Source organism: Buttiauxella cochleicola, assembly GCF_021283185.1.
GTDB classification, from domain to species: Bacteria; Pseudomonadota; Gammaproteobacteria; order Enterobacterales; family Enterobacteriaceae; genus Buttiauxella; species Buttiauxella massiliensis.
This window is the reverse complement of sequence record NZ_JAJSOS010000008.1, coordinates 69,875-82,463: the sequence shown is the minus strand read 5'-3', so window position 1 is coordinate 82,463 and position 12,589 is coordinate 69,875. Positions and strand designations below refer to the sequence as shown.

The 12,589-nt window shown below is 51.6% G+C and carries 9 protein-coding genes and 3 tRNA genes; 4 read left to right on the top strand and 8 right to left on the bottom strand.

Features of this window, described 5'->3' with window-relative positions:
* Position 1: 1 nt before the first annotated feature.
* From amiB to nnr, 3 genes are read right to left on the bottom strand one after another with little or no spacing between them, the layout of a single operon-like run.
* Positions 2 to 1,333 (bottom strand): N-acetylmuramoyl-L-alanine amidase AmiB, encoded by a 1,332-nt coding sequence (amiB, locus tag LVQ76_RS13800; RefSeq protein ID WP_232921872.1) that lies wholly within the window; start codon positions 1,331 to 1,333, stop codon positions 2 to 4.
* A gap of 13 nt (positions 1,334 to 1,346) precedes the next feature.
* Complete coding sequence (gene tsaE / locus LVQ76_RS13795; RefSeq protein WP_034461161.1) at positions 1,347 to 1,808, bottom strand: tRNA (adenosine(37)-N6)-threonylcarbamoyltransferase complex ATPase subunit type 1 TsaE; 462 nt, start codon at positions 1,806 to 1,808, stop codon at positions 1,347 to 1,349.
* Complete coding sequence (gene nnr / locus LVQ76_RS13790) at positions 1,801 to 3,327, bottom strand: bifunctional ADP-dependent NAD(P)H-hydrate dehydratase/NAD(P)H-hydrate epimerase (protein ID WP_232921871.1); 1,527 nt, start codon at positions 3,325 to 3,327, stop codon at positions 1,801 to 1,803. The genes tsaE and nnr overlap by 8 nt, the downstream gene beginning before the upstream one ends.
* Between nnr and queG the strand changes: the two genes are divergently transcribed.
* A complete protein-coding gene (gene queG, locus LVQ76_RS13785; protein ID WP_232865696.1) occupies positions 3,326 to 4,465 on the top strand; it encodes a tRNA epoxyqueuosine(34) reductase QueG in 1,140 nt (379 codons plus the stop codon). The two genes, nnr and queG, sit on opposite strands and share 2 nt — an antisense overlap.
* A gap of 270 nt (positions 4,466 to 4,735) precedes the next feature.
* On the opposite strand, the gene LVQ76_RS13780 is transcribed toward queG, so the two are convergent.
* The 4 genes from LVQ76_RS13780 to orn all read right to left on the bottom strand — a co-directional run bounded on the left by LVQ76_RS13780 (position 4,736) and on the right by orn (position 5,828).
* A tRNA-Gly gene (locus LVQ76_RS13780) sits at positions 4,736 to 4,811 on the bottom strand.
* 37 nt (positions 4,812 to 4,848) lie between these two features.
* Positions 4,849 to 4,924, bottom strand: a tRNA-Gly gene (locus tag LVQ76_RS13775).
* A gap of 67 nt (positions 4,925 to 4,991) precedes the next feature.
* Positions 4,992 to 5,067, bottom strand: a tRNA-Gly gene (locus tag LVQ76_RS13770).
* A 215-nt stretch (positions 5,068 to 5,282) separates the two neighbouring features.
* Positions 5,283 to 5,828 carry an oligoribonuclease gene (orn, locus tag LVQ76_RS13765; protein ID WP_034461152.1) on the bottom strand — a complete coding sequence of 182 codons (546 nt, stop codon included), beginning with the start codon at positions 5,826 to 5,828 and terminating at the stop codon, positions 5,283 to 5,285.
* A gap of 113 nt (positions 5,829 to 5,941) precedes the next feature.
* Here orn and rsgA point away from each other — a divergent pair, with 113 nt between their 5' ends.
* The 3 genes from rsgA to mscM all read left to right on the top strand — a co-directional run bounded on the left by rsgA (position 5,942) and on the right by mscM (position 11,424).
* On the top strand, positions 5,942 to 6,997 hold the full coding sequence (gene rsgA, locus LVQ76_RS13760; RefSeq protein ID WP_232865697.1) for a small ribosomal subunit biogenesis GTPase RsgA: 1,056 nt from the start codon (positions 5,942 to 5,944) through the stop codon (positions 6,995 to 6,997).
* Positions 6,998 to 7,077: 80 nt separating this feature from the next.
* Positions 7,078 to 8,025, top strand: coding sequence for an archaetidylserine decarboxylase (asd, locus tag LVQ76_RS13755; protein ID WP_034461140.1), 948 nt, complete (start codon positions 7,078 to 7,080; stop codon positions 8,023 to 8,025).
* Positions 8,026 to 8,085: 60 nt separating this feature from the next.
* Complete coding sequence (gene mscM / locus LVQ76_RS13750) at positions 8,086 to 11,424, top strand: miniconductance mechanosensitive channel MscM (RefSeq protein WP_232865698.1); 3,339 nt, start codon at positions 8,086 to 8,088, stop codon at positions 11,422 to 11,424.
* Between the two features lie 92 nt (positions 11,425 to 11,516).
* On the opposite strand, the gene epmA is transcribed toward mscM, so the two are convergent.
* Entirely contained in the window at positions 11,517 to 12,494 is a 978-nt protein-coding gene (gene epmA / locus LVQ76_RS13745; RefSeq protein ID WP_151994117.1) for an elongation factor P--(R)-beta-lysine ligase, read from the bottom strand.
* Positions 12,495 to 12,589 lie beyond the last annotated feature (95 nt).

Here is a 12,589-nt window from a genome sequence, read left to right as displayed (position 1 = left end):
CTTATTGAGTAATCGCAACCTGATCGAGACCCGCACCTTGCGAACGTGCGGTTTGCCCCGGGGCAGGTGCTGATTGTAACGGATGCGTCTGGAAATAGTCCCTCAACCCTTGATAAATGGCCTGGGCAATTTTTTGCTGATAATCATCGCTATCAAGCAGGCGCTCTTCAGAGTTGTTACTGATAAACCCGGTTTCCACTAGCACAGAAGGGATATCTGGTGAGCGCAATACGCCAAGGCTTGCATGCTCAGGGCGACGCTTGTGTAACGCGCCGACACGTTGCATTTGAGCCAGCACTTTTGTCGCCACATCATACCCGACACGCTGGGAATGGCCGAACTGCAAATCCAGTACCGCCTGGCTCAGATACGGGTCAGCCTGGCTATTGGCCAGTACATCGCCCGCACCACCCAGCAACTCGGATTGCTTCTCGTGCTGTTCGAGCCAACCCGCCATTTCGCTATTTGCACGGCGGTTTGACAGCACCCAGACGGATGCTCCGGTCGCATCGCGGTTAGGCGCAGCATCAGCATGAATAGAAACCAGAATATTGGCGTTCTGTTTACGCGCGACATCCGAGCGGCCCATCACCGAAATGAAATAGTCGCCATCGCGGGTCAACACGCCTTTAAACATCGGATCGTCATTGAGCAAGGAACGCAGCTTACGGGCAATAGAAATAGTGACGTTTTTCTCTTTCGTCCCACCCGGACCAATCGCACCCGGGTCTTGTCCACCATGCCCAGCATCAATCGCCACAACCACGGTATCGGATTGAGTTGTGGTGCGTTGAGTTCGCGCAGGATGCATCGCCGTATTCGAACTGATTGCGCCAGTAACGGTTTGCGGGTTAAACGGATTTTTTGCCGGTTCTGTCGGTCGGGTAACTGGTGGGGCTTCCACGCGTTTGGCAACAACCGGTGGTGGAGGTGGCGGTGGTGGCACATCGGCGTTAATGGTAAACACAACTGTGTAATTCGCACCATTTTGCTGTTTCACAGCGCGAGTTTTGCCAGGCTCAGTGAGATCAACCACCAGGCGTAAGGAATTGCTATCTTTCGGTTGCCCTGAACGAATGCTTTTTACCAGGTTATTTCCACTGAACAACAGAGGTAAACCGCGAATCACACCGGTTTGTTTGATATCCAGAGCAACGCTTTTCTTATCATCCTGAGAAAAGGCATACTCAGGATCACCAATAAAACTAAAGGTGATTCGCGCCTGAGAATCGCCGTTCGATACCTGAATATCCGCTAAACTCGCGGCACCAGACTGTGCCGTAAGCAACAGTAAGCACGCCGCCATCAACCAACTTTTCACGCGAAAGATCATCCCGTCATCCTTGTTATTTGGCAAACCGCGCCAGTAACGACTCACCAGATGAGGAAACTGCTTTCAGGCACGCCTCGCGCCCTTCGGCCTGGTAACTTAGGTGGATTTCGACATCCGGTTCTGGAAGCACACCCTGACCTTTTTGCGGCCATTCCACCAGACTGATGGCGTCATTGGTGAAATAGTCACGAATTCCCATAAATTCGAGTTCTTCTGGATCGGCAAGACGATAGAGATCGAAGTGATACACCATCAAATCGCCGAGTTCATACGGTTCAACCAACGTATAAGTTGGGCTTTTAACATTGCCTTTATGGCCCAACGCTTGCACAAAACCACGGCTGAATGTCGTCTTGCCCGCACCCAGGTCACCATACAGATGAATCACTGTGGCACCAATACAGGCTTTTGCCAGACGCGCACCCAATTCTAAGGTCGCAGTTTCATCAGGTAATGCGATAACTCGATTAATCATTTTCTTTGCTATTCAAATCCGGGTTAACAAAAGGGTACATCGTCGAGAATAAGTCGCTTGCTAACATGCCACGTGTACCGAAGCGCTGAGCCAGCACATCAGCAGCAGCGCCATGTACAACACATCCGGCACATGCCGCATCATACGGGGTTAACTTCTGTGCCAGCAATGCTCCGATGATCCCGGATAGCACATCCCCCATACCGCCACTTCCCATCCCGGCATTTCCCACATCAATGAGTGAGCATTCGCCGTTTTGGCTGGCAACAACCGTACCGGCACCTTTTAAGACCACAATTCCGCCATAACGTTTTACAAGACGGTCTGCGGAAAGTAAGCGGTCACTCTCAACTTGTGATACGGCGCAATTTAACAGCCGTGCAGCTTCACCAGGATGCGGCGTAATCACGCGATTCTGACGTTTATCGGGATTGATTGCCAGAAGGTTAAGCGCATCTGCATCCCACAGCATCGGTTTACGGCTGTTCTCTACTTTTTCCAGGGCTTTTTTGCCCCATTCTTGCTGCCCTAATCCTGGGCCGATAACAATCACATCCGCCCATTCCAGACATTCATCAAGTGAATTTGACGTGAGCTCCTGAACCATCAGTTCAGGTCGGGCGGTAATAAGCGGTGCAATGTTTTCTGAACGAGTCAAAACCTTGACCAACCCCGCTCCAGCGCGTAGCGCAGCCTCGCCAGTCATGCGAATGGCACCCGCAGTCCCATGGTTGCCACCTATAATCACCAAACGCCCGTTCGTACCTTTGTGTGAGGTAGGCTTGCGTGGCGGCAACCAGCCAGCTAACTGCGCACTGTCCACGCGAGTTATCGGCGCAGTCTGCCCATTCAGCCAGGCTTCAAGACCTAAAGCATGAAAATGCAGTTTGCCCACGACATCGCGAGCTTTTCCGGTCAGAAGCCCAGGTTTAAGGGCGATAAAGGTGATGGTGTGGGAAGCGTTGATCACCGCGCCAGGCGTTGCACCGGTTTCTGCAAGCAAGCCAGATGGGATATCCAGAGCAACAACGGGAGCCGCATGCTGATTGCACTTTTCTATCAGTTGCGTAGCAGCTTCGCGGGGAGCGCTGTTAAGCCCGGTCCCGAGCACGCCATCAATCACCAGATCGATATCGTCTGCCCAGACATGTTCTGGCGCATGAATCACACCTGCTGCATCCAGCCAGGCATCACGTGCGTAAGCGGCTTCTTCAGGCAAAGGCTTGTCGCTTTCAATCGCCAGTAAAGTGATGCGAATACCGGCAGCCTGCGCAAGCCGCGCGACGACATAACCATCGCCGCCGTTGTTGCCATGCCCGCATACAACAAGCCAGTGTTGGGTTAGTGGATAGAGTTCGCGGGCAAGATTAAATGCTGCAGCCCCTGCCCGCTGCATCAATTCGTATAGCGTTAACCCTAAGTAATCCGCAGCCTGTTTCTCTGCGGTGCGCAGCCAGTCTGCGGACCAGACTGAGTGTGGTATACTTTTGGCGGTTATTTTTAGGCTCAGGTCCGTCATGTCACAGCCCCTCGATCTCAATCAATTAGCGCAAAATATCAAGCAGTGGGGTATCGAACTCGGTTTCCAACAAGTTGGCATAACCGATACCGATCTCTCTGCCAGCGAGCCTGCGCTCCAAATGTGGCTGGATAAACAATATCATGGCGAGATGGATTGGATGGCCCGTCATGGAATGATGCGTGCCCGACCACACGAATTGCTGCCGGGCACTTTGCGCGTGATCAGCGTGCGGATGAACTATCTCCCCGCAAATGCGGCTTTTGCTTCCACGCTCAAAAACCCCAAAATTGGTTACATCAGCCGCTACGCCCTTGGCCGTGACTACCACAAACTGCTACGTAATCGGCTCAAAAAGCTGGGCGAAATAATCCAGTCCCATTGTTCCACGCTGAATTTTAGACCTTTTGTGGATTCAGCGCCGATTCTTGAACGCCCATTGGCTGAAAAAGCCGGGCTTGGCTGGACAGGTAAGCACTCACTAATCCTCAACCAGGAAGCAGGTTCGTTCTTTTTCCTGGGCGAACTGTTAGTCGATATTCCGCTGCCAATTGATAAACCCATTGAGGAAAAGTGTGGGCGGTGTGTGGCCTGCATGACCATCTGCCCGACTGGCGCGATTGTAGAACCCTACACTGTTGACGCCCGCCGTTGTATTTCTTATCTCACTATCGAGCTTGAAGGCGCTATTCCGGAAGAGTTCAGGCCGCTTATCGGCAACCGAATCTACGGTTGCGACGACTGCCAGCTGATTTGCCCGTGGAACCGTTTCTCACAATTAACCACAGAAGACGACTTTAGCCCGCGCACCAAGTTGCATGCGCCGGAGCTGGCTGAGTTGTTCACCTGGAGTGAAGAATATTTCCTGCGCGTGACAGAAGGTTCGGCGATTCGTCGAATTGGCCATTTACGTTGGCTGCGAAATATTGCGGTGGCATTGGGAAATGCACCGTGGGATGAGGCGATTCTGGAAACGTTGCAACAACGGAAAGGTGAGCACCCACTTCTTGATGAGCACATTGATTGGGCGATTGCGCAACAATTAATCAAGCGAAGCGAGGACGCTACAGAAGTCCAGCTCCCGCAGAAACAGCGCCTGGTCCGTGTGATTGAAAAGGGGTTAAAACGTGATGCGTGACATGTCCACAGGATGTGAATAAAAATTTGAACGCCTTGTCCTGCAAACGAAAAAAAAACTGCAAGCGATCCGCCCAACATTCTCAAATATTAAAAAAATGATATTAATCAAATGGTTAAAATATTCTTATAAAATTTAAGAAATAATTAGCGATCTAAGTGAATAGACGAAGGCTGTGGATAAGTCTGTTTACAAGAATTTATCGCGAACGTAAAAACCACCACCGACGCTGGTTAGCGTTGTGGATAATTTGTACTGGATATTAGAATTTGGAGCGGGAAACGAGACTCGAACTCGCGACCCCGACCTTGGCAAGGTCGTGCTCTACCAACTGAGCTATTCCCGCTTGGGTGGTGCGTGGCTTATAAAAGCCAATCAAATTTTGGAGCGGGAAACGAGACTCGAACTCGCGACCCCGACCTTGGCAAGGTCGTGCTCTACCAACTGAGCTATTCCCGCATATTCTTCGTCTTTCAAGCTGCTGCTTAAAAGTCATCGAATTTGGTGGTACTGCTGTAATCAAATTTGGAGCGGGAAACGAGACTCGAACTCGCGACCCCGACCTTGGCAAGGTCGTGCTCTACCAACTGAGCTATTCCCGCTCTGTGTAACGCTGCAAATTCTGCATCGGTACGGGAGGCGCATTATACGAGAAATCGTTTTAGTCGCAAGCCTTCAAACGATTTTTTTTGCGATTTTTGTTTGAATGCTGATTAATTCGACAAAATGATTATTTTCCCAGCGAATATCAGGGAAATCGTTCGATCCTGCCTTTTTCCGGGTTAGTGAAAAAAACAGGACCGAGGCTAACAACTTCTTATAACTTGATAAAGTTCTCGCGGTAGAACGCAAGTTCCGCCACTGACTCACGGATATCATCCATCGCCTGATGGGTACCCTGCTTTTTGAAATCAGCCAAAATTTCAGGTTTCCAACGGCGTGCCAGCTCTTTCAGAGTGCTGACATCCAGATAACGATAATGGAAGTACTCCTCAAGCTCAGGCATGTACTTAAACAGGAAACGACGATCCTGGCCTATGCTGTTACCACAGATTGGAGAACTATTTGCGGGAACCCACTCCTTCAGGAACTCAAGTGTCGCCAGTTCAGCTGCACGGTCGTCCATGGTGCTTGCTTTCACGCGCTCTACCAGCCCGCTGCCAGTATGGGTACGCACATTCCAGTCATCCATCAGCGCCAATTGTTCGTCAGACTGATGAACCGCAATCGTTGGCCCTTCGGCGAGGATATTCAAATTGGCATCGGTAACCAGAGTGGCAATTTCAATTATGCGATCCCGCTCGGGGTCCAGGCCGGTCATTTCTAAATCAATCCAAATCAGATTGTTTTCATTTCCACTCATGCTATTTTCCACCCTTCTTGTGCGTCGCCCACCCTTGTCGATGGGTTAACTCGTATAAAATAGTGTGTATCATAGAGGTTTTGCCCACCACGGGCGACCAGGAGCCAGTAAGATTGAGCAAAAATAAACTCTCCAAAGGACAGCAGCGCCGGGTTTCAGCAAACCACCAGCGTCGGCTTAAACAGACTGTGGAGAAAGCCGATCCTGACGACTCTCAGTTTGGCGAACCGCGCGATGGTCGCGTAATCAGCCGTTTCGGCCAACATGCCGATGTTGAATCACCAGGTGGTGACATTCACCGCTGCAATATTCGCCGCACCATCCGTTCGCTGGTAACCGGCGACAATGTGGTCTGGCGCCCAGCTAAAGAAGCTGCGGCTGGCGTAACCATAAAAGGCATTGTTGATGCGGTGCACGAGCGCACAACTGTCCTGACACGCCCTGATTTCTATGACGGCGTAAAACCCATTGCCGCCAACATCGACCAAATCATTGTGGTTTCCGCCATTCTGCCCGAGCTGTCATTGAACATTATTGACCGTTATCTGGTGGCGTGCGAAACCCTCGAAGTAGAACCGTTGCTGGTGTTGAACAAAACCGACCTGCTCGACGAAGCTGGCCTGAAGTTCGTGAATGAGCAAATGGATATCTATCGCAAGATTGGTTATCGCGTGTTGATGGTTTCCAGCCATAAAGTAGAAGGCCTGAAAGAGCTTGAAGAAGCCCTGATTGGCCGCGTCAGTATTTTTGCCGGGCAATCCGGTGTGGGTAAATCGAGTCTGCTCAATAACCTGCTCGGGTTCAAAGAAGTCCAGATTCTGGTGAATGACGTTTCTGACAACTCAGGCTTAGGTCAGCACACCACCACGGCATCGCGCCTATACCATTTCCCGGGCGGCGGTGATGTTATCGACTCCCCAGGCGTGCGTGAGTTTGGTTTGTGGCACTTAGAGCCGGATCAAGTCACTCATGGGTTTACTGAATTCCACGACTATTTAGGTCGTTGCAAATACCGTGACTGTAGCCACACCAACGATCCAGGCTGCGCGCTGCGCGAAGCTGTTGAGCGTGGGGAAATCGCCGAAACGCGTTTCGAAAATTACCATCGCATACTGGAAAGTATGTCCGAGGTAAAATCGCGTAAAACCTTTTCCGATACTGACCGCTGACAATTAAGCTGGGCATCGCTAAAATCGCGCTCCTTTTTGTGTATGCCCGCTAAATATGGGTACTTAGCCAGGAGGCTATCTTGTTAGACAACTTTAAACTTTCGCTCCAGTACATCCTGCCTAAACTATGGCTGACTCGCCTGGCAGGTTGGGGTGCAAGCAAACGAGCTGGCTGGTTGACCAAACTGGTTATCGACCTGTTCGTTAAATACTACAAAGTCGACATGAAGGAAGCTCAGAAGCCGGATACCGCAAGCTATCGCACCTTCAATGAATTCTTCGTGCGCCCATTGCGTGACGATGTTCGTCCAATCAATACCGACCCAAATGTACTGGTGATGCCAGCAGACGGTGTTGTGAGCCAGTTAGGTCCTATCGAAGAAGATAAAATCCTGCAGGCAAAAGGCCACAACTACAGCCTCGAAGCCCTGCTTGCCGGTAACTACTTAATGGCCGATTTGTTCCGTAACGGCAGCTTCGTTACCACTTATCTGTCACCACGTGATTACCACCGTGTTCACATGCCGTGTAACGGTATTTTGCGTGAAATGATTTATGTACCGGGCGACCTGTTCTCCGTAAACCATTTAACCGCGCAAAACGTGCCGAACCTGTTTGCACGTAACGAACGTGTTATCTGTCTGTTCGATACCGAGTTTGGCCCAATGGCGCAAATCCTGGTGGGTGCCACAATTGTAGGCAGCATCGAAACCGTTTGGGCAGGTACTATCACGCCACCGCGTGAAGGTGTAATCAAACGCTGGACATGGCCTGCCGGAGACAACGAAGGCTCCGTGGCGCTGCTGAAAGGCCAGGAAATGGGTCGCTTCAAACTCGGTTCCACAGTCATTAACTTGTTTGCACCAGGTAAAGTGAACCTGGCTGAACAGCTACAAAGCCTGTCTGCGACCAAAATTGGTGAGCCGCTGGCAATCTCTACCGAGCCGGTTATCGAACCGGAAGTGCCAGTGAGTGAGATTTCTGAAATGGAAGTTGCTGCCGATCAGGAAAGCAAACCAGACGTTTAACTCTCCTACCCCAGCCCTCTGCACATCGCTACGAGGGCTGGTTCACTTAAAGGTACTGACGTGCGCCTGATAATCACAATTCTGATGGCCTGGTGCCTTAGTCTACCGACGTATGCCGCCACAGCCCCCGACGCCAAACAAATCTCCCAGGAACTAGAACAAGCTAAGTCTGCAAAAGACAAACCTGGTAGCCCTGAAACCGTGGAAGCACTTCAGGCCGCGCTCAACGCGCTTGATGAACGCAAAGTCTCGCTGGAACGAGCCACGCAATACCAGCAAGTTATCGATAACTTCCCCAAACTCTCTGACACCTTGCGTCGGCAGATCAATAATCTGCGCGATGAACCGCCAAAAGTGCCAGAGACCATGAGCACCGATGCGTTAAATCAGGAAATCCTGCAAGTTAGCAGCCAATTACTGGATAAAAGCCGCCTTGCACAGCAAGAGCAGGAACGCACTAGAGAAATCACCGATTCGCTCAGCCAACTGCCTCAACAGCAAACCGATGCGCGCCGCCAGTTAAACGAGGTGGAACGTCGGATGGGTACCCCGCCGGCCACCAGCACACCGCTAGCGCAGGCACAAAATCTCTCTTTACAGGCTGAATCATCACGCCTGAAAGCCCTGGTCGATGAACTGGAGCTGGCACAGTTGTCAGCCAGTAACCGCCAGGAACTTGCTCGCCTGCGCGCTGAGCTTGCCCAGAAACAGAGCGAACACCTGGATGCCTATCTCCAGGCATTACGTAATCAGTTGAATAACCAGCGCCAGCGAGAAGCTGAAAAGGCCCTGGAAAGTACCGAGTTATTGGCAGAAAGCAGCGCCAACCTGCCATCAGGTATCGTTGACCAGTTTAAAAATAACCGTGAATTATCCCAGGCGTTGAATCAACAGGCTCAGCGCATGGATTTAGTGGCCTCTCAGCAACGCCAGGCCTCAAGCCAGACCTTGCAAGTGCGTCAGGCACTCAACACACTGCGCGAACAGTCACAATGGCTTGGCGTGTCGAATGTGTTGGGTGAAGCCTTACGCGCTCAGGTAGCTCGTTTACCTGAAATGCCAAAGCCTCAGCAACTGGATACCGAACTTGGTCAGCTGCGTGTACAGCGTCTGCATTATGAAGACCTGATGAACAAGCAGCAGCAATTACGCCAGATTCGTCAGAACGATGGCCAGGAGCTTACCAGTGAGCAAAACCGTATTCTGGAAGCGCAATTGCGCACCCAGCGCGAACTGCTCAATTCCTTGCTGCAAGGTGGCGATAACCTGATTCTTGAGCTCACCAAACTGAAAGTGGCGAATAGCCAACTGGAAGATGCGTTAAAAGAGGTCAACGAAGCAACACACCGTTACCTGTTCTGGACCTCAGATGTCAGCCCGATGGGCATCACCTGGCCGGTGGAGATTGTGCAGGATTTGCGTCGTCTGGTATCGATGGACACCTTCAGCCAGCTTGGCAGTGCCACCATCATGATGCTAACCAGCAAGGAAACACTGCTGCCACTGTTCGCTGCATTGATACTGGTGGGCTTTAGTGTCAGCTCCCGCCGCCATTTCTCTGCTTTCCTTGAGCGCTCTAGTGCGAAGGTCGGTAAGGTCACTCAGGATCACTTCAGCCTAACCTTGCGTACCGTTTTCTGGTCGATTCTGGTGGCTCTGCCTTTACCTGTTTTGTGGGCAACGCTCGGTTACGGGCTGCAAGCTGCCTGGCCGTATCCCCTTGCAGTAGCTATCGGTGATGGGGTGACTGCCACGGTTCCGCTGCTGTGGGCCGTGATGATTTGCGCCACGTTCGCCCGTCCAAATGGTTTGTTCATTGTTCATTTTGGCTGGCCGCAGCACCGTGTTGCCCGCGCCATGCGCTATTACCTGATGAGCATCGGCTTAATCGTGCCGCTGATTATGGCATTGATTATGTTTGATAATCTGAACGATCGGGAGTTCTCCGGCTCTCTCGGCAGACTATGCTTTATGTTAATTTGCGGTGCAATGGCACTGGTCACCCTGAGCCTGAAACGCGCGGGCATTCCGCTGTATCTGGATAAACAAGGTAATAGCGAAAACATCGCTAACACCATTTTGTGGAACCTGCTGCTTGCCGCCCCGTTGCTCGCCATTCTTGCAGCGGCAGTGGGTTACCTGGCAACTGCACAGGCCTTGCTGGCAAGGCTTGAAACGTCAGTGGCTATCTGGTTCTTACTGCTCGTTGTGTACCATATCTTCCGCCGTTGGATGCTGATTCAGCGCCGCCGCCTGGCCTTTGACCGCGCTAAACATCGCCGTGCTGAAATACTCGCCCAACGTGCGCGTGGTGAAGAAGAAGCTGCACATAGCCACAGCAATGAAGGCTCATCAGAAACTATCGAAGAACCTGAAATCGATCTGGATACCATCAGCGTGCAATCACTGCGTCTGGTGCGTTCGATTTTGATGCTGATTGCGCTTTTGTCGGTCATTGTGTTGTGGTCAGAAATCCACTCTGCATTTGGCTTCCTTGAGAACATCACCTTGTGGGATGTGACCTCAACGGTACAAGGCGTGGAAAGCATCGAGCCGATAACCCTGGGTTCAGTGTTAATTGCCATTCTGGTGCTGATTATCACCATGCAACTGGTACGTAACCTCCCTGCACTACTCGAACTTGCGCTCTTACAGCACCTGGATTTGGCGCCAGGTACGGGTTACGCCATTACCACCGTAACTAAATATCTGCTGTTACTGGTCGGTACGTTGGTCGGCTTCTCAATGATTGGTATCGAGTGGTCGAAATTACAGTGGCTGGTTGCGGCCCTCGGTGTTGGTCTGGGTTTTGGTTTGCAGGAAATTTTCGCCAACTTTATCTCTGGCCTGATAATCCTGTTCGAGAAGCCGATTCGTATTGGCGACACCGTGACAATCCGCGATCTCACCGGCAGCGTCACCAAGATCAACACCCGTGCTACCACCATCAGCGACTGGGACCGTAAAGAGATAATCGTGCCAAATAAAGCGTTTATCACCGAGCAGTTTATCAACTGGTCGTTATCGGATTCAGTCACGCGTGTGGTGCTCACAGTTCCGGCCCCGTCTGATGCAAACAGCGAGGAAGTCACGAAGGTGTTGTTGCAGGCAGCCGAGCGCTGCTCGCTGGTGATTGATAACCCGGCACCAGAAGCCTTCCTGGTCGATTTACAGGCGGGTATTCAAATCTTTGAGTTGCGAATTTATGCCGCTGAGATGAACCACCGTATGCCGCTGCGCCACGAAATTCATCAGCTCATTCTGCAAGGTTTCCGTGAACACGGTATCGAGCTGCCATTCCCACCATTCCAGATGCGTCTGGATAGTCTGGGCGGGCAACGTAGTGCTAAGACGGTGACTTCTTCGGGGAAAGCGGGACGTACGCCGGGGAGTTTGTAACGAAGAGTCGGATGTCGCTTACGCTAATCCGACCTACGAAAATCAATCTGCAGTTGTAGGGTGGATAAGCGCAAGCGTTATCCACCGTTTTTTTAAGCCCTATCTACCGGGAACGCCAGCACATCAGCCAGACTTTCAGCCTTTAGCGCTAACATAATCAAACGATCCACACCTAGCGCAACACCTGAACAATCTGGCAATCCTGCCTTGAGTGCTTCCAGCAAATTCACATCAATCGGCTGCTGTGGCAAACCGCGAGCAACACGTTTGCGATTATCCTGCTCGAAACGCTGCTGCTGCTCACGCGCATCGGTCAATTCGTGGAAACCATTCGCCAGCTCAATACCTCGGAAGTAAACCTCGAAACGCTCCGCAACGCGGTGATCCTCGGTGCTGATCTGCGCAAGGGCTGCCTGGCTTGCCGGGAAGTGATAAACAAACGTCGGTTTGTCTTTACCAATATGTGGCTCAACACCCATGCTGAACAGCAGCTGCAGCAAGGTATCGCGGTCTTCTTCTTGATCGGCAATGTTGCTTAAATCGAGTTTTTTCGCCACTTCGCGCAACTGCGTTTTATCCGCAGAAAGTGGGTCAATTTCCAGATGGCGCTGGAAAGCCTGCTGATATGAGAGAGACTCCGCGGCATCAGTTTCCAGAACCTGTTGCAGTAAATCATCAACTTCATTCATCAGACGATACATATCGTAGCAAGGGCGGTACCACTCCAGCATAGTGAACTCTGGATTATGGTGGCGACCCATCTCTTCATTACGGAAGCTACGGCACAGCTGGAATACCGGGCCGATGCCCGCCGCCAGCAGGCGTTTCATGTGATATTCCGGGCTGGTCATCAGGTACAAATTCACGCCCTGAGCGTGGCCTGGGCCCACAAAACGGGTTTCAAACGGGAACAGATTAATGTCCGTTACCGTAGCCTGACTCATGCACGGTGTTTCCACCTCCAGTACACCGCGGTCGGCAAAAAAACGCCGAATGACTGCCATGATCGCAGCGCGTTTTAACAGGTTGGGGATGGATGCGCTCGGCTGCCAGGTGGCCGTTTCGCTCATGGTGGAGTCTCCGTATTCAAACAAGGCCGAGAAGTCTACCCGCATCGCATAAGGGAGACAAATTTTGCGCAGTAAATTTTCACCATCATTTATAC